The following is a 19,620-nucleotide window of genomic DNA, read 5'->3' on the forward strand; positions in this document are numbered from 1 at the left end:
GAACCCCTCCCTACTCTCCGGGTTTCATGACACCAGAACACGCTCAGCAGCCCCAGGGGCGCGTCGGACACTCCCGCAGACGTTTCCTTGCCGCCGCGGGCGGCATGGCGGCCGGCGGAGCGGTCGCCGCCACCGTCGTGGGGCCGGCGGGAAGCGCCGCCGCGGCCCCCGGCTCCGCGGGCCGACGGGTCGCCGTCCTCGGCGGCGGCGTCTCGGGTCTCAGCGCCGCCCACGAACTCGCCGAACGCGGCTACGAGGTCACCGTCTACGAGTACTACGACGCCCTCGGCGGCAAGGCCCGCTCGATGGACGTTCCCGGCACGGGCACCGGCGGACGCAGACCGCTGCCCGGCGAGCACGGGTTCCGCTTCTTCCCCGGCTTCTACCGGAACCTGCCGGACACCATGCGCCGCATCCCCGTCCCCGGCAACCCGGGTGGGGTCCACGACAACCTCCGCAGCGGCACCGAGGCGCTGTTCGCGCGCGAGGCCGGCCGCCCCGATCTGCACTTCCCGCTGCGCCGGATCACCACCCCGCCCGCACCCGGCGATCTCACCCCGTCCTGGATCCGCGACCAGGTCCTGTCCGTCCTCGACCTCGGCACCCGGCTGCCCGCCCACGAGGTCGCCTACTTCGCCGACCGCCTCCTGGTCCACCTCACCAGCTGCGACGCCCGCCGCGAGGACCAGTGGGAGAAGGTCGCGTGGTGGGACTTCATCCGGGCCGGCGAGATGAGCCGCGAGTACCAGGTGCTGCTCGGCATCGGCCAGACCCGCAACCTGGTCGCCACCCGCGCCGAGATCGCCTCCACCCGCACGGTCGGCCGGGTCATCATCGAGGCCCTGCTGCTGTGGGGCCTGCTGGGCCGGGGCATGGACGGCGACGCCGACGTCGACCGCGTCCTCAACGCCCCCACGAACGAGGCATGGATCGACCCCTGGGAGACGTACCTGCGCTCCCTCGGCGTCGAATTCGTGCTCGGCACGCAGGTGCGGGAGGTGGTGTACGAGGGCGGCCGGGTGAGCGGGGTGCGGGTGTCCGCGCGGGACGGCGGCGCGGAGCGCACCGTCACCGCCGACCACTACGTCTCGGCGCTGCCCGTCGAGCACGCCCGCGCGACCTGGGGCCGGGCCCTGCGCGCGGCCGACCCGCAACTGGGCCGGTGCGACGCGCTGAAGACGGACTGGATGACGGGCGTGATGTTCTACCTGCGCGGCCCGACCCCGGTCGTGCACGGGCACGTCAACTGCATGGACTCACCCTGGGCGGTGACCGCCGTCGGGCAGGCCCAGTTCTGGGACGGCCGGGACTTCGCGCGCGACTACGGGGACGGGCAGGCCCGCGACTGTCTCTCCACCATCGTCTCGGAGTGGGACAAGCCCGGCATTCTGTACGGGAAGACGGCCCGTGAGTGCACCCGGGAGGAGATCGTCGCCGAGCTGTGGGCACAGCTGAAGGACGGTCTGAACGACCCGGGCAGGACCACGCTCCGGGACGAGGACCGGCTGGGGTGGTTCATGGACCCGGCGGTGACGGGACTGGGCGGCCCGGACCCGCAGAACCGCGAGCAGCTGCTCATCCACCCCACGGGCACGCTCTACAACCGCCCCTCGGCGAAGACGGCCGTGCCGAACTTCTTCCTCGCGGGCGACTACATCCGCACGGATGTGGACCTCGCGACGATGGAAGGCGCCAACGAGTCCGCGCGGCGGGCCGTCAACGCACTCCTGGATGCGGACAATTCGGACGCCGAGCCCTGTCGGCTGTGGGAACTCTTCCGCCCGCCGGAGCTGGAACCCCTCAAGCGGGTCGATGAGCTGCGCTATCGGCTGGGCCTGCCCAACACCTTCGACCTGGGATGAGGCGCAGGGCCGCCGCCCCCGAGCGGCGGCGGCCCCTTCCTGTCGGAGCTGTGCTCAGAGCACCCGCACCGCGCCGCTCGGCGGGTCGTACGACAGCGGCTTCTCGACGATGCCCGTGGACGGGTTCTGCGCGCCGACGAACATCCCGTCGCCGACGTAGACCGCCACGTGGTAGGCGCTGCCCCTGCCGCCCCAGTAGAGGATGTCGCCCGGCCGGAGGTTGCTCAGCGAGACCTGGGTGCCGACGGTCGACTGGTCCGAGGAGACCCGCGGCAGGCTGACGCCGATCTGCTTGAAGGCCGCCTGCACCAGGCCGGAGCAGTCGTAGGCGCTGGGGCCGGAGGCGCCGAGCACGTAGGACTTGCCGATCTGCGCCTTCACGAACGAGATGACCGTGGCGACCGAACCGGTGGCGGTGGAGCTGCTGCTGTAGGCGCTCGCCGAGGCGCTTGAGCCGGAAGTGGACGCCGAAGCGTAGAGGGCGGCCCGTGCGGCGGTGCGCGAGGCGCGCTCGGCGGCGGCCTTGCGGGCGGCCTCCTCCACTGCCTTCTTCTTGGCCGCTGCCTTCTTCTTGGCGTCCGCCAAGTCCGCCTTGGCCTGCTTCGCGGCGTTTGCGGCGGCCGCGTCACGCTCGGCCGCAAGCTGGTAATTGGCGGCGGCCAGCTGCGTGACCTCCGCGGACTGGGCTACCTGTACGGCCATGTCGGCCGTCAATGTGGGCAGTTCGAGCGTCTGGGTCACGGGTTCGGCCGCGTTCGCCGAACCCGACGCTCCGGCGACTGCCAGGGTACCGAGGACGCCACCGGCAACTCCGGCCCGCATCGCCATCTTGGACGAGCTGCGGCGGGGTTTCCGGTGGCTTCGTATGTGAGCGGTGTGGGACATGGGAATAACCGGTACCAGTAGCTCCTTCATATCTTCAAGAAACGTGTGGTGCGCCACAGTTGCTCCGTCGCTACCGCGAATCCCGGGCGTGTCGCTTTTTATTGACGCCGTAACGGACATTGTGGACGCAGGTGATCATGCCCGTGATCATGGGCTTTCGCTAATACGCCCGAATTGCCCTGCGCCTATCACCGCTTGGAGTCGGGGCCAAGCCTGCTCTCGGGCGCCCCTCGTCGATGTGGCGGAGGTCACGGAACGGTTACCGCGGAGCTTGCGTCTCGTGCCCGGTTTGCGCCTCGCCGACTTCGTGAACGCATGCACGCGGCCATGAGCACCCGCGCGCGTCCACATCGCGCCCCGCGTCTTCTCCTGATGTGTGAATGCGCTCCTCTATCACCACGTACAGCCCCATGCCAATTTGCATGCAAGAGAAGTCTCTTGATATTGAGACGCCCCCTCCAACCTGCGCTGACGAGCGAAAATGTCACCTCTGGTGACCACTCGAACGCTTCGCGTGCGAAGATCACCGCTCATCCGACTTCATGATCCTTCGTCAGGTGGTGGAGATCACAAAGCTTGTGTAATACCCCGTGTCGCAGATCACAGAGCGGCGGGCATAAGATGCGTGTCAGTTGGGCTTGTGACCTGCTTCACATGTTCTCGATCTTCGCTCGGGGCGAGCGGTGCTCGTGGGACGCGTGGGGCGGCTGTGAGTCCGATGCAACCTCCCCCGGGTCCCGGCTTCGCCCGACCAGGGGGGACGCCCATGCAGTCAGTGCCGACTGAGAGGAGCGAGGAGCGGTGAACGCGTATGCGCCCATCCTCGTACTGGGAGCCCTCGGGGCAGGCTTTGCGATCTTTTCCGTGGTCATGGCCACGTTGGTCGGGCCGAAGCGGTACAACCGCGCCAAGCTCGAAGCCTACGAGTGCGGCATCGAGCCGACCCCCACGCCGACCGGCGGCGGACGTTTCCCGATCAAGTACTACCTGACGGCGATGCTGTTCATCGTCTTCGACATCGAGATCGTCTTCCTCTACCCCTGGGCGGTCACCTTCGACGCCCTGGGTGTCTTCGGGCTCGTGGAAATGCTGCTTTTCGTACTCACCGTCTTCGTCGCGTACGCGTACGTATGGCGGCGCGGCGGCCTGGAATGGGACTGAGGGGCCTAGGGACATGGGACTCGAAGAAAAGCTGCCGAGTGGTTTCCTGCTGACCACCGTCGAGCAGGCCGCCGGCTGGGTGCGAAAGGCGTCCGTCTTCCCGGCGACGTTCGGCCTCGCCTGCTGCGCCATCGAAATGATGACGACCGGCGCCGGCCGATACGACCTGGCGCGCTTCGGCATGGAGGTCTTCCGCGGCTCGCCGCGTCAGGCGGACCTCATGATCGTCGCGGGCCGGGTCAGCCAGAAGATGGCCCCGGTGCTGCGCCAGGTCTACGACCAGATGCCCAACCCCAAGTGGGTGATCTCCATGGGTGTCTGCGCGTCCTCGGGCGGCATGTTCAACAACTACGCGATCGTCCAGGGCGTCGATCACATCGTCCCGGTGGACATCTATCTCCCCGGCTGCCCGCCCCGCCCCGAGATGCTGATGGACGCGATCCTCAAGCTCCACCAGAAGATCCAGTCCTCCAAGCTCGGCGTGAACGCCGAGGAGGCGGCCCGCGAGGCGGAGGAGGCGGCGCTCAAAGCCCTGCCCACGATCGAGATGAAGGGGCTGCTGCGATGAGCGACGCGAACGGCACCGGCGGCACCAACGGCGTGAACCCCGAGAAGGACCTCGCCGCCTCCAACCTCCCCGGCCAGCGCGGCGACGGAGGTGAGGAGATCCGCGTCCAGCGTGGCATGTTCGGCGCCGACAACGGCGGTGACACCTCGGGCTACGGCGGCCTGGTGCGCTCGGTCCGGCTCCCGGGACCGGCGACCCGCCCTTACGGCGGCTGGTTCGACGAGGTCGCCGACGAGCTGGAGGGTGCGCTGGAGGAGCAGGGCCTCGTCCCTGGCAACGCCATCGAAAAGACGGTCGTCGACCGGGCCGAGCTGACGTTCCACATCGAGCGCGAGCACCTGGTCCGGGTCGCCCGCACCCTGCGCGACGACCCGGCCCTGCGCTTCGAACTGTGCACCGGCGTCAGCGGCGTCCACTACCTGCACGACAAGGGCCGGGAGCTGCACGCCGTCTACCACCTGCGCTCGATCACACACAACCGGCTGATCCGCCTGGAGGTCAGCGCCCCGGACAGCGATCCGCACATCCCGTCCCTGGTCTCCGTCTATCCGACCAACGACTGGCACGAGCGCGAGACCTACGACTTCTTCGGAATCGTCTTCGACGGTCACCCGGCCCTGACGCGGATCATGATGCCGGACGACTGGCAGGGCCATCCGCAGCGCAAGGACTACCCCCTCGGCGGCATCCCCGTCGAGTACAAGGGCGCCCAGATCCCGGCCCCGGACCAGCGGAGGTCTTACTCGTGAGCACGCAGTCAGCATCCGCGGCGTCGGCGGCTTCGGCGCGCGAGACCACCGAGGGCACCGTCTACACGGTCACCGGTGGCGACTGGGACGAGGTCGTCCAGTCGGCGGCCCGTGCCGACGACGAACGCATCGTCGTCAACATGGGGCCCCAGCACCCCTCCACCCATGGAGTGCTCCGTCTGATCCTGGAGATCGAGGGCGAGACGGTCACCGAGGCCCGCTGCGGCATCGGCTACCTGCACACCGGTATCGAGAAGAACCTTGAGTACCGGACGTGGACGCAGGGCACCACGTTCGTGACGCGCATGGACTACCTGACGTCCTTCTTCAATGAGACCGCCTACTGCATGGCCGTCGAGAAGCTCCTCGGCATCGAGGACGACATCACGGAGCGAGCCAAGATCATCCGGGTGCTCCTGATGGAGCTGAACCGGATGTCCTCGCACCTGGTGTGCATCGCCACCGGTGGCATGGAACTGGGCGCCACCACGATCATGATCTACGGATTCCGTGATCGTGAACTGATTCTCGACATCTACGAGCTCATCACGGGCCTGCGGATGAACCACGCGTACATCCGGCCCGGCGGACTCGCCCAGGACCTGCCGCCCGGCGCGGTGGACCAGATCCGCGAGTTCGTGAAGAAGATGAAGAAGAACCTCGGTGAGTACGACAAGCTCGCCACCGGGAACCCCATCTTCAAGGCCCGCATGCAGGACATCGGCTACCTCGACCTGGCCGGCTGCATGGCCCTGGGCGCCACCGGTCCGATCCTGCGCTCCACCGGACTGCCGCACGACCTGCGCAAGACGCAGCCGTACTGCGACTACGAGACGTACGACTTCGACGTCCCGACCGCCGACAGCTGCGACGCCTACGGCCGGTTCCTGATCCGCCTGGAGGAGATGCGCCAGTCGCTCAGGATCGTCGAACAGTGCCTGGACCGGCTCCAGCCGGGACCGGTCATGGTCGCCGACAAGAAGATCGCCTGGCCCGCCCAGCTCGCCCTGGGACCGGACGGGCTCGGCAACTCGCTCGACCACATCAAGAAGATCATGGGCACCTCCATGGAGGCCCTGATCCACCACTTCAAGCTCGTCACCGAGGGCTTCCGCGTCCCGCCGGGACAGGTGTACGCGGCGGTCGAGTCGCCCAAGGGCGAGCTCGGGGTGCATGCCGTGTCCGACGGCGGCACCCGCCCCTTCCGGGTCCACTTCCGGGACCCGTCCTTCACCAACCTGCAGGCCATGGCGGCGATGTGCGAGGGCGGCCAGGTGGCCGACGTGATCGTGGCCGTGGCGTCCATCGACCCCGTGATGGGAGGCGTCGACCGGTGACCACCTCTTCTTCGGAGCGGGGCGTCAGCCTGGGCATGCCGGAACTGCCTGCGCCCGCGTATCCGGACGACGTACGGGCCCGGCTGGAGGCGGACGCGCGTGAGGTCATCGCGCGCTACCCCGACTCCCGGTCGGCCCTGCTGCCGCTGCTGCACCTCGTGCAGGCGGAGGAGGGCCACGTCACGCGCACCGGGATGCGGTTCTGCGCGGACGTGCTGGACCTGACCACGGCCGAGGTCACCGCGGTCGCCACCTTCTACACCATGTACCGGCGCAAGCCCTCCGGTGACTACCAGGTGGGCGTCTGCACCAACACGCTGTGCGCGGTGATGGGCGGCGACGCGATCTTCGAATCGCTCCAGGAGCACCTGGGCGTCGGCAACGGTGAGACCACCGACGACGGCAAGGTCACCCTGGAGCACATCGAGTGCAACGCGGCCTGCGACTACGCACCGGTCGTGATGGTCAACTGGGAGTTCTTCGACAACCAGACCCCGGCGAGCGCCACCCGCCTCGTCGACGACCTCCGCGCGGGACGCTCCGTCGAGCCCACCCGCGGGGCGCGTCTGTGCACCTTCAAGGAGACCGCACGCATCCTGGCCGGCTTCCCCGACGAGCGGCCGGGGGCCGTCGAGGAGAGCGGCGGCGCGGGACCCGCCTCGCTGGTGGGCCTCCGCCTGGCCAAGGGAGAGACCGCACCCGCGCGCGTGGTCCATCCGCGCGCCCAGGAACCCCAGGACACGCCGCCCACCGGCCGGGCCACTGAGGAGGGGGAGTGATGAGCGTGGCAGCCGAACTCAAGGACCACAGCCCCGAGAAGCTGCTCGCACCTGTGCTGTCGGCCTTCTGGGACGAGGACAGGTCCTGGACGCTGGACGTCTACCGGAGGCACGAAGGGTACGAGGGGCTGCGCAAGGCGCTCGCCATGTCGCCGGACGACCTGATCGCGTACGTCAAGGAATCCGGTCTGCGCGGGCGCGGCGGCGCCGGCTTCCCGACGGGAATGAAATGGCAGTTCATTCCCCAGGGGGATGGAAAACCGCACTATCTAGTTGTCAACGCCGACGAATCGGAGCCCGGAACCTGCAAGGACATTCCGCTCCTCTTCGCGAACCCGCATAGCCTCATCGAGGGCATTGTGATCGCGTGTTATGCCATCAGGTCGTCTCATGCCTTCATCTATCTGCGTGGTGAAGTCGTCCCCGTTCTGCGGCGGTTGCACGAGGCCGTGCGCGAAGCCCGTGCGGCCGGCTACCTCGGCGAGAACATCCTGGGCAGCGGACTCGACCTCGAACTCACCGTGCACGCCGGCGCCGGCGCGTACATCTGCGGTGAGGAGACCGCGCTGCTGGACTCGCTCGAAGGCCGCCGTGGTCAACCGCGGCTGCGTCCCCCTTTCCCTGCTGTCGAAGGGCTCTATGCCTGCCCGACTGTTGTGAACAACGTCGAGTCCATCGCGTCGGTTCCCGCCATCCTGAAAAACGGCAAGGAATGGTTCAGGGCGATGGGCAGCGAGAAGTCTCCCGGCTTCACGCTCTACTCGCTCAGCGGTCACGTCGCGAGCCCCGGCCAGTACGAGGCGCCACTCGGCATCACACTCCGTCAGCTCCTTGAGATGAGCGGCGGGATGCGCCCCGGCCACCGCCTCAAGTTCTGGACGCCGGGCGGCTCCTCGACGCCGATGTTCACCGACGAGCACCTGGACGTCCCTCTCGACTACGAGGGAGTGGCCGCCGCGGGTTCCATGCTCGGCACCAAGGCCCTGCAGTGCTTCGACGAGACCACCTGCGTGGTGCGCGCCGTGACCCGCTGGACCGAGTTCTACGCCCACGAGTCCTGCGGCAAGTGCACCCCGTGCCGCGAGGGAACGTACTGGCTCGTGCAACTGCTGCGGGACATCGAGGCCGGCAAGGGTGCCATGACCGACCTCGACAAGCTCGCCGACATCGCCGACAACATCAACGGCAAGTCCTTCTGCGCCCTCGGCGACGGTGCCGCCTCGCCGATCTTCTCCTCGCTCCAGTACTTCCGCGAGGAGTACGAGGAGCACATCACGGGCCGGGGCTGCCCCTTCGACCCGGCCAAGTCCACGGCCTGGGCCGACCGCCCGGAGGTGAACGCATGACCGTGACCACCAGCGCTCCCTCAGGCGGGGGAGAAGCGGCGGTCCCGCCGGAAGACCTCGTCACGCTGACGATCGACGGCATCGAGATCAGCGTGCCCAAGGGCACCCTGGTCATCCGGGCCGCCGAGCAGCTCGGCATCGAGATCCCCCGCTTCTGCGACCATCCCCTCCTCGATCCGGCCGGCGCCTGCCGGCAGTGCATCGTCGAGGTCGAGGGGCAGCGCAAGCCCATGGCGTCCTGCACGATCACGTGCACGGACGGGATGGTGGTGAAGACCCAGCTCACCTCACCGGTCGCCGAGAAGGCCCAGCACGGTGTGATGGAGCTGCTGCTCATCAACCACCCGCTGGACTGCCCGGTCTGCGACAAGGGCGGCGAGTGCCCGCTGCAGAACCAGGCGATGTCGCACGGCAACGCCGAGTCCCGCTTCGAGGGACGCAAGCGGACCTACGAGAAGCCCGTCGCCATCTCCACCCAGGTGCTGCTCGACCGCGAGCGGTGCGTACTGTGCGCCCGCTGTACCCGGTTCTCCAACCAGATCGCGGGCGACCCGATGATCGAGCTGCTGGAACGGGGCGCGCTGCAGCAGGTCGGCACCGGTGAGGGCGACCCCTTCGAGTCGTACTTCTCCGGCAACACCATTCAGATCTGCCCGGTCGGCGCGCTCACGTCGGCGGCCTACCGCTTCCGCTCCCGCCCCTTCGACCTGGTGTCCTCGCCGTCGGTCTGCGAGCACTGCTCCGGTGGCTGTGCGACGCGTACGGACCACCGCCGCGGCAAGGTCATGCGGCGGCTCGCCGCGAGCGACCCCGAGGTCAACGAGGAGTGGATCTGCGACAAGGGGCGGTTCGCGTTCCGGTACGCGCAACTGAGGGACCGGCTCGACACGCCCCTGGTGCGCAACGCGGAGGGCGAGCTGGAACCGGCGTCCTGGCCGGACGCCCTGCAGATCGCCGCCCAGGGGCTGCTGGCGTCGCGCGGCAGGACCGGCGTCCTCACCGGCGGCCGGCTGACCGTCGAGGACGCGTACGCCTACAGCAAGTTCGCGCGCGTGGCGCTCGACACCAACGACATCGACTTCCGCGCGCGCGTGCACAGCAGCGAGGAAGCCGACTTCCTGGCCTCCCGGGTCGCCGGCCGCGGCCGTGACCTCGACCGGAGCGGTGTCACGTACACCGCACTGGAGAAGGCGCCCGCCGTCCTGCTGGTCGGGTTCGAGTCCGAGGAGGAGGCCCCCGGCGTCTTCCTGCGGCTGCGCAAGGCCTGGCGGGGGCACGGGCAGCGGGTGTTCGCGCTGGCCACGTACGCCACCCGCGGGCTGGAGAAGGCCGGCGGCACGCTGCTGGCCGCGGCCCCGGGCACCGAGACCGAGTGGCTGGACGCGCTCGCGAGCGGTGTCGGCCTGGAGGGACCCGGGACCGAAGCGGGCGAGGCGCTGCGCGCCGAGGGCGCGGTGATCGTCGTCGGTGAGCGGCTGGCCGGGGTGACCGGCGGCTTCACCGCCGCGGTACGGGCCGCGTCCGCGACCGGAGCGCAGCTGGTGTGGATCCCGCGCCGGGCCGGCGAGCGCGGGGCGATCGAGGCGGGTGCGCTGCCGTCGCTGCTGCCGGGCGGACGCCCGGCGACCGACCCGCGCGCGCGTGAGGAGGTCGCTGCGGCCTGGGGGCTGTCCGAACTCCCGCTGGGTTACGGCCGTGACACCGGCCAGATCGTGGCGGCCGCCGCGAGCGGCGAGTTGCAGGCGCTGCTGGTCGCGGGCGTGGAGGTCGCCGACCTGCCCGACCCGGCACGCGCGCGTGCGGCGCTGGCCGAGGCCGGCTTCGTGGTCTCGCTTGAGCAGCGGCCCAGCGAGGTCAGCGAGCACGCCGACGTCGTGTTCCCGGTCGCCGCGGTCGCCGAGAAGGCGGGCACCTTCCTCAACTGGGAAGGCCGGGCCCGGTTCTTCGAGGCCGCGCTCAAGCCCGACCAGATGACCCGGCGGCTGCCACCGACCGACGCGCGCGTGCTGCAGATGCTCGCGGACGCCATGGACGTCCACCTGGGTCTGCCGGATCTGCGCACCACGCGCGCGGAACTGGACCGGCTCGGCCCCTGGGACGGACTGCGGGCCTCCGAACCGCTGGAGACGGTGACCGCACTGCCCCGTCCGGCCGTCGGCGAGGCCGTACTCGCCGGGCACCGGCTGCTGCTCGACCAGGGCGTCCTCCAGCAGGGCGACGAGGCGCTGGCCGGAACCCGGCACGCGGCCCACGCGCGCGTGTCGGCCGCTACGGCCGCCGAGGTGGGCGTCACGGACGGCGACGTCCTCACCGTCACCGGCCCCGCCGGGACGGTCGGACTCCCGGTCAGGGTCACCGAGATGCCCGACCGGGTGGTGTGGCTCCCGCTGAACTCCGTGGGCGCCGGCGTGGCCTCCGACACCGGGGCCCGGCCCGGCTCCCTCGTTCGCATCGGCCCGGCGACCCCCGCCGACCAGGCCCCCAAGGAGGTGGAGGCATGAGCCCGTACATCGCCGCTGAAGACCTCTCGATGTTCGGCCGTGACCCCTGGTGGCTGATCGTCGTCAAGGCGGTGTTCTGCTTCGCCTTCCTGATGGTGACCGTGCTGTTCTCGATCGTCTGGGAGCGCAAGGTCGTCGCCTGGATGCAGTTGCGCATCGGCCCCAACCGGCACGGCCCCTGGGGCATGCTCCAGTCGCTCGCCGACGGCATCAAGCTGATGCTCAAGGAGGACCTAGTCGTCCGGCGCGCGGACAAGGTGGTCTACGTCCTCGCGCCGATCGTCGCCGCCATCCCGGCGTTCATGGCGATCGCGGTGATCCCCTTCGGCCCGGCCGACAACCAGATCTCGATCTTCGGCCAGCGCACCACGATGCAGCTCACCGACCTGCCGATCGCGATGCTCTACATCCTCGCGGTCGCCTCGGTCGGCATCTACGGCATCGTCCTCGCGGGCTGGAGTTCCGGATCGACCTACCCACTCCTCGGCGGCCTGCGCTCCTGCGCCCAGATGATCTCCTACGAGATCGCCATGGGCGCCGCGTTCGCCTCGGTCTTCCTCTACTCGGGGTCGATGTCGACGTCGAGGATCGTCGAACAGCAGCACGACCAGTGGTACATCCTGCTGCTGCCGGTCTCCTTCATCCTCTACATCGTCACGATGGTCGGCGAGACCAACCGCGCCCCCTTCGACATGCCGGAGTCCGAGGGTGACCTGGTGGGCGGCTTCAACACCGAGTACTCGTCGATCAAGTTCGCGATGTTCATGCTCGCCGAGTACGTGAACATGGTGACGGTCTCGGCCGTGGCGACCACTCTCTTCCTCGGCGGCTGGCGGGCCCCGTGGCCGATCAGCACCTTCTGGGAGGGCGCGAACCACGGCTGGTGGCCGATGCTCTGGTTCGTCGTCAAGGTCCAACTGCTGCTGTTCTTCTTCATCTGGCTGCGCGGCACCCTCCCGCGCGTCCGCTACGACCAGCTGATGAAGCTCGGCTGGAAGGTTCTCATTCCGGTCTCCGTGGTGTGGCTGATGCTCGTCGCCTCCGTACGGGCCCTGCGGAACGAGAACTACGACTTCGCCGACATCGTGCTGTACGTGGGCGGCGCCATCCTCGCCCTGCTGCTTCTGTCCTTCATCGTCGACATGTTCATGGAGAAGGCGAAGGCAGACCGGCAGCCGGCCGGACCACCGGTCGGTTTCGACCCGATGGCGGGCGGGTTCCCGGTGCCGCCGCTGCCCGGACAGGAACTGCCGCCGGTTCCGCGACGCCGTCCGCGCCGCGACCGGGAGCTGATTGTCAGTGGCGGGACGGACACTGTCAGTGACGGATCTTCGGATGGAAAGGAGGCGTCCGATGGCTGAGGAGCCCAAGGAGTCCGGGAACACAACGCCCGGTTTCCAGAACCCCGTGGCCGGCTTCGGCGTGACCTTCAAGGCCATGTTCAAGAAGCGGCTGACCGAGCAGTACCCGGAGCAGAAGAAGACCACGGCCCCGCGGTTCCACGGACGGCACCAGCTGAACCGCCATCCGGACGGCCTGGAGAAGTGCATCGGCTGCGAGCTGTGCGCCTGGGCCTGCCCCGCCGACGCCATCTATGTGGAAGGCGCCGACAACACCGACGAGGAACGCTACTCGCCGGGCGAGCGGTACGGCCGCGTCTACCAGATCAACTACGCCCGCTGCATCCTGTGCGGCCTGTGCATCGAGGCGTGCCCCACGCGCGCGCTCACGATGACCAACGAGTTCGAACTGGCCGACTCCAGCCGGGCCAACCTCATCTACACCAAGGAGCAGCTGCTCGCCGGTCTCGAAGAGGGCATGGTCGACACCCCGCACGCGATCTACCCGGGCACCGACGAGCAGGACTACTACCGGGGACTCGTCACCGAGGCCGCGCCGGGCACCGTGCGCCAGGTCGCCGTCTCCAAGGGCGAGAAGCCCGAGGAACAGGGGGCGGAGGCATGACCGAGCAGCTCGCCGCCTACACCACCTCCACAGGTGAGGCATTCCAGTTCTGGGTCCTCGGCACGGTCGCCGTGCTCGGCGCCCTGGGCACCGTCTTCATGAAGAAGACCGTGCACAGCGCGCTCTGCCTGGCCGGCACCATGATCGTCCTGGCGGTGTTCTACCTCGCCAACGGCGCCTACTTCCTCGGCATCGTGCAGATCGTCGTCTACACCGGCGCGATCATGATGCTGTTCCTGTTCGTGGTGATGCTTGTCGGTGTGACCGCCGCGGACTCCCTCAAGGAGACCATCAAGGGCCAGCGCTGGCTGGCCCTTCTCTGCGGGGTCGGCTTCGGTGTCCTGCTGTTCGCGGGCATCGCGAACGCCTCCCTGAAGCAGTTCAACGGCACCGGCCGGGCGAACGCGAACGGCAACGTGGAGGGTCTCGCCTCCCTCATCTTCACCAAGTACGTCTTCGCCTTCGAAATCACCGGCGCCCTGCTCATCACGGCCGCGGTCGGCGCCATGGTGCTCACCCACCGGGAGCGCACCGAACGCGCCAAGACCCAGCGCGAGCTGGCCGAACAGCGGGTGCGCGAGGGCACGCACGTACCGCCGCTGCCGGCCCCCGGTGTCTACGCCCGGCACAACGCCGTGGACATCGCGGGCCTGCTGCCCGACGGCACCCCGGCCGAGCTGACGGTCAACAAGACGCTGCGCGAACGGGGTCAGATCCGCGACGTGTCGATGGAGGCGCTCGACGACCTCAAGGCTCTCGAACGGCGCGCGGAGGACCGGCTGGAGCGGACCGAGGGCGAACCGACGAACTCCAAGCGGCCCAAGGAGGCGTCGAAGTGAACCCCGTCAACTACCTCTATCTCTCCGCCCTGTTGTTCACGATCGGCGCCACGGGCGTGCTCATCAGGCGCAACGCGATCGTCGTGTTCATGTGCATCGAGCTGATGCTCAACGCCTGCAACCTGGCGTTCGTCACCTTCTCCCGGATGCACGGCAATCTCGACGGCCAGATCATCGCGTTCTTCACGATGGTCGTCGCCGCCGCGGAGGTCGTGGTCGGGCTCGCGATCATCGTGTCGCTGTTCCGTACCCGCCACTCGGCCTCGGTCGACGACGCCAGCCTGATGAAGCTGTAAGGGGTCGCTGAACCGTATGAACGCAGAGAACCTGATTGCGCTGCTGATCGCGGCGCCCCTGCTCGGCGCGGCCGTCCTGCTGGTCGGTGGCCGGCGCCTGGACGCCGTCGGCCACTGGATCGGCACGCTGCTGTCGACGGCTTCCTTCGTGATCGGTGTGATCCTCTTCGCCGACCTGCTCGGCAAGGGCGCCGAGGACCGCACCCTGATCCAGCATCTGTTCAGCTGGATCCCGGTCGCCGGTTTCCAGGCGGACGTCACCTTCCGTCTCGATCAGTTGTCGATGACCTTCGTCCTGCTGATCACGGGCGTCGGGTCGCTGATCCACCTGTACTCGGTCGGGTACATGGAGCACGACGAGCGGCGCCGCCGCTTCTTCGGCTATCTGAACCTCTTCCTCGCGGCGATGCTGCTGCTCGTCCTCGCCGACAACTACCTGCTGCTGTACGTCGGCTGGGAGGGCGTCGGCCTCGCCTCCTACCTGCTGATCGGCTTCTGGCAGCACAAGCCCAGCGCGGCGACCGCGGCGAAGAAGGCGTTCCTGGTCAACCGGGTCGGCGACATGGGCCTGTCGATCGCCATCATGCTGATGTTCACGACGTTCGGGACGTTCGCCTTCGAGCCGGTCCTCAGCCACGCCGCTGACGCCGGCGAGGGCAAGCTCACCGCGATCGGCCTGATGCTGCTGCTCGCCGCCTGCGGCAAGTCCGCCCAGGTGCCGCTGCAGTCCTGGCTCGGGGACGCGATGGAGGGCCCGACCCCGGTCTCGGCCCTGATCCACGCCGCCACGATGGTGACCGCGGGCGTCTACCTGATCGTCCGCTCCGGCACCATCTTCAACTCCGCGCCGGACGCACAACTCGTCGTCACGATCGTCGGCGCGGTCACGCTGCTGTTCGGTGCGATCGTCGGTTGCGCGAAGGACGACATCAAGAAGGCGCTGGCCGGTTCGACGATGTCGCAGATCGGCTACATGGTGCTGGCGGCGGGCCTCGGCCCGATCGGCTACGTCTTCGCGATCATGCACCTGGTGACGCACGGCTTCTTCAAGGCCGGGCTGTTCCTCGGCGCCGGTTCGGTCATGCACGGCATGAACGACGAGGTCGACATGCGGAAGTTCGGCGGCCTGCGGAAGTACATGCCGGTCACCTTCATCACCTTCGGCCTCGGCTACCTCGCCATCATCGGCTTCCCCGGCCTGTCCGGCTTCTTTTCCAAGGACAAGATCATCGAGGCGGCGTTCGCCAAGGGCGGCACCGAGGGCTGGATCCTCGGCGGCGCGGCCCTGCTCGGCGCGGCCATCACCGCGTTCTACATGACCCGCGTGATGCTGATGACATTCTTCGGTGAGAAGCGCTGGCAGCCCGACGAGAACGGCAACGAGCCGCACCCGCACGAGTCGCCCAAGGTCATGACGATCCCGATGATCGTGCTGGCCGTCGGCTCGGTCTTCGGCGGCGCGGCCTTCAGCATCGGCGACCGCTTCCTGCACTGGCTGGAGCCGGTCACCGGCCATGCGGAGGGACATCCGCCGGTCAGTGCCGCAGTGGTCACCGGCGCCACGATGGTGGTGCTGGTACTCGGCGTCGCGGTCGCGTACCTGCAGTACGGCCGCAAGCCGGTCCCGGCCGTCGCCCCGCGCGGCGCGCTGCTCACCCGGGCCGCCCGGCGCGACCTGTACCAGGACGACTTCAACCACGTCGTCCTGGTCCGCGGCGGCGAACACCTGACGCGCTCGCTGGTGTACGTCGACCACACCCTGGTCGACGGAGTGGTCAACGGTACGGCGGCCGGCGTCGGCGGCCTCTCCGGACGGCTTCGCCGACTGCAGAACGGCTTCGCGCGCAGTTACGCGGTCTCGATGTTCGGCGGTGTGGCACTCCTGGTCGCCGCGACCCTGCTGATGAGGGCGGTCTGATACCGATGTCCTTTCCCCTGCTGACAGTGACGGCGGCGCTCCCGGCCGTCGGGGCGGTCGCCACGGCGGCCGTACCGGCCGCGCGGCGCACCGCCGCCAAGTGGCTGGCGCTGCTGGTCTCGCTGGCCACGCTCGTCCTGGCGATCGTCGTCCTGGTCCGTTTCGACCCGGGCGGCGACCGCTACCAGCTCAACGAATCCCACGCCTGGATCAAGGACTTCGGGGTCAGGTACGAACTGGGCGTGGACGGCATCGCGGTCGCCCTCATCGCCCTCACGGCCCTGCTGATCCCGTTCATCGTCCTGGCGGGCTGGCACGACGCCGATCCTTCCCCGAGCGCCGAAGTCCGTTCGGGCAAAGGAGGCGCCAAGGAGACCGGCCCCTATCACTGGCGGCCGACCCAGGGCTTCTTCGCCCTGATCCTGGCCGTCGAGGCGATGGTGATCATCTCCTTCGAGGCCACCGACGTCTTCCTCTTCTACATCTTCTTCGAAGCCATGCTGATCCCGATGTACTTCCTCATCGGCGGCTTCGGGGACCGTGCCCACGAGCACGGCGAGACCGCGGCGGCCACGCAGCGGTCGTACGCGGCGGTGAAGTTCCTGCTCTACAACCTGGCCGGCGGTCTGATCATGCTGGCCGCGGTGATCGGCCTCTACGTGGTCGCCGGGAACTTCAGCCTCCAGGAGATCGCGCAGGCACGGGCCGACGGTTCGCTGCACATGGCGACCAGCACCGAACGCTGGCTGTTCCTGGGCTTCTTCTTCGCCTTCGCGGTGAAGGCGCCGCTGTGGCCGCTGCACACCTGGCTGCCCAACGCCATGGGGGAGGCCACCGCTCCGGTCGCCGTTCTCATCACCGCGGTCGTCGACAAGGTGGGCACCTTCGCGATGCTCCGCTTCTGCCTTCAGCTGTTCCCGGAGGCGAGCAAGTGGGCGACTCCGGTCATCCTCGTCCTGGCCCTGATCAGCATCATCTACGGGGCGCTGCTCGCCGTGGGCCAGCGGGACATCAAGCGTCTGGTGGCCTACGCGTCGATCTCGCACTTCGGCTTCATCATCATGGGCATCTTCGCGATGACCAGCCAGGGCCAGTCCGGTGCCACCCTCTACATGGTCAACCACGGCATCTCGACGGCCGCCCTGATGCTGGTCGCGGGCTTCCTGATCTCCCGGCGCGGCTCGCGGCTCATCGCGGACTACGGAGGAGTGCAGAAGGTCGCCCCGGTGCTCGCCGGCACGTTCCTGATCGGCGGACTCGCGACCCTGTCCCTGCCGGGGCTCGCGCCCTTCGTAAGTGAATTCCTGGTCCTGGTCGGTACGTTCACGCGGTATCCGGTCATCGGCATCATCGCCACCTTCGGCATCGTCCTCGCCGCGCTGTACACCCTCGTGCTGTACCAGCGGACGATGACGGGCCCGGTGAAGGCCGAGGTCGCCAAGATGCCGGACCTCCGGGTGCGGGAAATCTTGGTGGTCGCCCCATTGGTGGTGCTGCTGATCTTCCTGGGCGTCTACCCGAAGCCCGTCGCGGACATCGTCAACCCGGCGGTCAAGCAGACCATGTCCGACGTACACAAGACCGACCCCAAGCCCGAGGTGGAGGCGGCCAAGTGAGCGCAGCAGCCGTCCACAGCCTGTGGACAACCGCGGCCGACCCGATCTCGAAGATCGACGCGCCGAAAATCGAGTACGGACAGCTGTCACCGACCCTGATCATCATCGGTGCGGCGATCATCGGGGTGCTGATCGAGGCGTTCGTGCCACGCAGAACCCGTTACTACGCCCAGGTGTTCGTGTCCGTCGTGGCGCTGTGCGCCGCCTTCGCCGCGGTGGTCGCGCTCGCGGCCGACGGATTCGGCACGACCAAGGCGCACATCGCGGCGATGGGCGCGATCGCCGTCGACGGACCGGCCCTGTTCCTCCAGGGCACGATCCTGCTGGCCGGTCTGGTCGGCCTGTTCACCTTCGCCGAGCGGCGCCTGGATCCGGAGGCGCACGGCAACCGGGTCGACTCGTTCGCCGCGCAGGCGGCTTCCGTGCCCGGCAGCGACAGCGAGAAGGCGGCCGTGAAGGCCGGCTTCACCACCACCGAGGTCTTCCCGCTGCTGCTGTTCGCGATCGCCGGCATGCTGGTCTTCCCCTCGGCGAACGACCTGCTGACCCTGTTCATCGCCCTGGAGGTCTTCTCCCTCCCGCTCTACCTGCTGTGCGCGCTGGCCCGCCGCAAGCGGCTGATGTCGCAGGAGGCCGCGGTCAAGTACTTCCTGCTGGGCGCGTTCGCCTCCGCGTTCACGCTGTTCGGCATCGCGCTGCTGTACGGCTACGCGGGCTCGGTGTCGTACGCGACGATCGCACAGGTCGTCGACGGCACGGTCACCACGATCGACCCGGCCCTGGCCAACACCATGGGCAATGACGCGCTGCTGCTGATCGGCGGCGCGATGGTCGTGATGGGCCTGCTGTTCAAGGTGGGCGCGGTCCCGTTCCACATGTGGACGCCGGACGTCTACCAGGGGGCGCCGACCCCGGTGACCGGCTTCATGGCGGCGGCCACCAAGGTGGCGGCGTTCGGCGCGCTGCTGCGGCTGCTGTACGTCGTCCTGCCCGGCCTGCGCTGGGACTGGCGCCCGGTGATGTGGGCGGTCGCCATCGTCACCATGCTGGGCGGTGCGATCGTCGCGATCACCCAGACCGACATCAAACGGCTGCTGGCGTACTCGTCGATCGCGCACGCGGGCTTCATCCTCGCGGGTGTCATCGCGACCTCGAAGGACGGCGTCTCCTCCGTCCTCTTCTACCTGCTCGCCTACTCCTTCGTGACGATCGGCGCGTTCGCCGTGGTCACGCTGGTGCGCGACGCGGGCGGCGAGGCGACGCACCTGTCCAAGTGGGCCGGGCTCGGCCGCCGTTCGCCGCTGGTCGCGGCCGTGTTCGCGGTGTTTCTGCTGGCCTTCGCGGGCATTCCGCTGACCTCCGGGTTCGCCGGAAAGTTCGCGGTGTTCAAGGCGGCGGCCGAGGGCGGTGCGGCTCCGCTGGTGGTGATCGGTGTGATCTCGTCGGCGATCGCGGCGTTCTTCTACATCCGGGTGATCGTGCTGATGTTCTTCAGCGAGCCCCAGCCGGAGGGCCCGACCGTCGCGGTGCCGTCGCCGCTGACGATGGCGGCGATCGGGATCGGCGTCGCCGTCACGCTGGTGCTCGGCGTGGCACCGCAGTACTTCCTGGACCTGGCGAACCAGGCAGGCGTCTTCGTACGCTGACCCGCCCTGTGCGGACACGGCGGCGGGGGGGGGCCCCCCCGGGGGGGGGGGGCCCCCCCCCCGGGGCCCCCGGGGGGGGGGGGCGGCGGGGGCCCCGGGGTTGGGGGCGGGGCGGGGGGTTAGAAAACGGGGTGGGGGGGGGGCCCCAACAG

16 protein-coding genes are annotated in these 19,620 nt (G+C 68.8%); 15 read left to right on the forward strand and 1 reads right to left on the reverse strand.

Going from position 1 to position 19,620, the window contains the following annotated elements:
• Positions 1-26: 26 nt before the first annotated feature.
• Entirely contained in the window at positions 27-1,862 is a 1,836-nt protein-coding gene (locus tag ACFYPJ_RS07385) for an FAD-dependent oxidoreductase (protein WP_389011924.1), read from the forward strand.
• Positions 1,863-1,916: 54 nt separating this feature from the next.
• Here ACFYPJ_RS07385 and ACFYPJ_RS07390 read toward each other — a convergent pair whose 3' ends face one another.
• Complete coding sequence (locus ACFYPJ_RS07390) at positions 1,917-2,747, reverse strand: C40 family peptidase (RefSeq protein ID WP_389011927.1); 831 nt, start codon at positions 2,745-2,747, stop codon at positions 1,917-1,919.
• Between the two features lie 801 nt (positions 2,748-3,548).
• On the opposite strand from ACFYPJ_RS07390, the gene ACFYPJ_RS07395 reads away from it, so the two are divergent.
• The 14 genes from ACFYPJ_RS07395 to nuoN are packed head-to-tail and all read left to right on the forward strand — an operon-like array spanning position 3,549 to position 19,468.
• The gene (locus ACFYPJ_RS07395; RefSeq protein WP_376529938.1) at positions 3,549-3,908 is read left to right on the forward strand and encodes an NADH-quinone oxidoreductase subunit A; all 360 of its coding nucleotides are present in this window, start codon (positions 3,549-3,551) and stop codon (positions 3,906-3,908) included.
• Between the two features lie 13 nt (positions 3,909-3,921).
• Entirely contained in the window at positions 3,922-4,476 is a 555-nt protein-coding gene (locus tag ACFYPJ_RS07400; protein WP_007383964.1) for an NADH-quinone oxidoreductase subunit B family protein, read from the forward strand.
• The gene (locus tag ACFYPJ_RS07405) at positions 4,473-5,225 is read left to right on the forward strand and encodes an NADH-quinone oxidoreductase subunit C (protein WP_389011932.1); all 753 of its coding nucleotides are present in this window, start codon (positions 4,473-4,475) and stop codon (positions 5,223-5,225) included. The genes ACFYPJ_RS07400 and ACFYPJ_RS07405 overlap by 4 nt, the downstream gene beginning before the upstream one ends.
• Entirely contained in the window at positions 5,222-6,562 is a 1,341-nt protein-coding gene (locus ACFYPJ_RS07410) for an NADH-quinone oxidoreductase subunit D (RefSeq protein WP_389011935.1), read from the forward strand. The genes ACFYPJ_RS07405 and ACFYPJ_RS07410 overlap by 4 nt, the downstream gene beginning before the upstream one ends.
• Entirely contained in the window at positions 6,559-7,341 is a 783-nt protein-coding gene (gene nuoE / locus ACFYPJ_RS07415; protein WP_389011937.1) for an NADH-quinone oxidoreductase subunit NuoE, read from the forward strand. The genes ACFYPJ_RS07410 and nuoE overlap by 4 nt, the downstream gene beginning before the upstream one ends.
• The gene (gene nuoF, locus ACFYPJ_RS07420) at positions 7,338-8,687 is read left to right on the forward strand and encodes an NADH-quinone oxidoreductase subunit NuoF (protein ID WP_389011940.1); all 1,350 of its coding nucleotides are present in this window, start codon (positions 7,338-7,340) and stop codon (positions 8,685-8,687) included. The genes nuoE and nuoF overlap by 4 nt, the downstream gene beginning before the upstream one ends.
• Positions 8,684-11,188 (forward strand): NADH-quinone oxidoreductase subunit G, encoded by a 2,505-nt coding sequence (locus tag ACFYPJ_RS07425; protein ID WP_389011943.1) that lies wholly within the window; start codon positions 8,684-8,686, stop codon positions 11,186-11,188. Before nuoF ends, ACFYPJ_RS07425 begins: the two co-directional genes overlap by 4 nt.
• On the forward strand, positions 11,185-12,549 hold the full coding sequence (nuoH, locus tag ACFYPJ_RS07430) for an NADH-quinone oxidoreductase subunit NuoH (RefSeq protein ID WP_389011946.1): 1,365 nt from the start codon (positions 11,185-11,187) through the stop codon (positions 12,547-12,549). The genes ACFYPJ_RS07425 and nuoH overlap by 4 nt, the downstream gene beginning before the upstream one ends.
• Positions 12,542-13,153, forward strand: a complete 612-nt coding sequence (gene nuoI / locus ACFYPJ_RS07435) for an NADH-quinone oxidoreductase subunit NuoI (protein WP_389011949.1) — start codon at positions 12,542-12,544, stop codon at positions 13,151-13,153. Before nuoH ends, nuoI begins: the two co-directional genes overlap by 8 nt.
• Positions 13,150-13,992: an NADH-quinone oxidoreductase subunit J gene (locus ACFYPJ_RS07440; RefSeq protein WP_389011952.1), complete on the forward strand. Its 843-nt coding sequence runs from the start codon at positions 13,150-13,152 to the stop codon at positions 13,990-13,992. Before nuoI ends, ACFYPJ_RS07440 begins: the two co-directional genes overlap by 4 nt.
• Positions 13,989-14,288 (forward strand): NADH-quinone oxidoreductase subunit NuoK, encoded by a 300-nt coding sequence (nuoK, locus tag ACFYPJ_RS07445; protein WP_071384283.1) that lies wholly within the window; start codon positions 13,989-13,991, stop codon positions 14,286-14,288. Before ACFYPJ_RS07440 ends, nuoK begins: the two co-directional genes overlap by 4 nt.
• Before the next feature lie 16 nt (positions 14,289-14,304).
• On the forward strand, positions 14,305-16,206 hold the full coding sequence (nuoL, locus tag ACFYPJ_RS07450) for an NADH-quinone oxidoreductase subunit L (protein WP_389011955.1): 1,902 nt from the start codon (positions 14,305-14,307) through the stop codon (positions 16,204-16,206).
• Between the two features lie 5 nt (positions 16,207-16,211).
• Positions 16,212-17,822, forward strand: a complete 1,611-nt coding sequence (locus ACFYPJ_RS07455) for an NADH-quinone oxidoreductase subunit M (RefSeq protein WP_389011957.1) — start codon at positions 16,212-16,214, stop codon at positions 17,820-17,822.
• Positions 17,819-19,468 carry an NADH-quinone oxidoreductase subunit NuoN gene (nuoN, locus tag ACFYPJ_RS07460; RefSeq protein WP_389011960.1) on the forward strand — a complete coding sequence of 550 codons (1,650 nt, stop codon included), beginning with the start codon at positions 17,819-17,821 and terminating at the stop codon, positions 19,466-19,468. The genes ACFYPJ_RS07455 and nuoN overlap by 4 nt, the downstream gene beginning before the upstream one ends.
• Positions 19,469-19,620: the final 152 nt, after the last annotated feature.

This window comes from Streptomyces sp. NPDC006012 (genome assembly GCF_042871185.1).
Taxonomy (GTDB): domain Bacteria; phylum Actinomycetota; class Actinomycetes; order Streptomycetales; family Streptomycetaceae; genus Streptomyces.

Excerpts from the sequence above, each read along its gene's own strand:
- ACFYPJ_RS07385 (WP_389011924.1), top strand. The coding sequence starts at position 27 with ATGACACCAGAACACGCTCAGCAGCCCCAGGGGCGCGTCGGACACTCC.
- ACFYPJ_RS07390 (WP_389011927.1), bottom strand. The coding sequence starts at position 2,747 with ATGTCCCACACCGCTCACATACGAAGCCACCGGAAACCCCGCCGCAGC.
- ACFYPJ_RS07400 (WP_007383964.1), top strand. The coding sequence starts at position 3,922 with ATGGGACTCGAAGAAAAGCTGCCGAGTGGTTTCCTGCTGACCACCGTC.
- ACFYPJ_RS07405 (WP_389011932.1), top strand. The coding sequence starts at position 4,473 with ATGAGCGACGCGAACGGCACCGGCGGCACCAACGGCGTGAACCCCGAG.
- ACFYPJ_RS07425 (WP_389011943.1), top strand. The coding sequence starts at position 8,684 with ATGACCGTGACCACCAGCGCTCCCTCAGGCGGGGGAGAAGCGGCGGTC.
- nuoH (WP_389011946.1), top strand. The coding sequence starts at position 11,185 with ATGAGCCCGTACATCGCCGCTGAAGACCTCTCGATGTTCGGCCGTGAC.
- nuoI (WP_389011949.1), top strand. The coding sequence starts at position 12,542 with ATGGCTGAGGAGCCCAAGGAGTCCGGGAACACAACGCCCGGTTTCCAG.
- ACFYPJ_RS07440 (WP_389011952.1), top strand. The coding sequence starts at position 13,150 with ATGACCGAGCAGCTCGCCGCCTACACCACCTCCACAGGTGAGGCATTC.
- nuoL (WP_389011955.1), top strand. The coding sequence starts at position 14,305 with ATGAACGCAGAGAACCTGATTGCGCTGCTGATCGCGGCGCCCCTGCTC.
- ACFYPJ_RS07455 (WP_389011957.1), top strand. The coding sequence starts at position 16,212 with ATGTCCTTTCCCCTGCTGACAGTGACGGCGGCGCTCCCGGCCGTCGGG.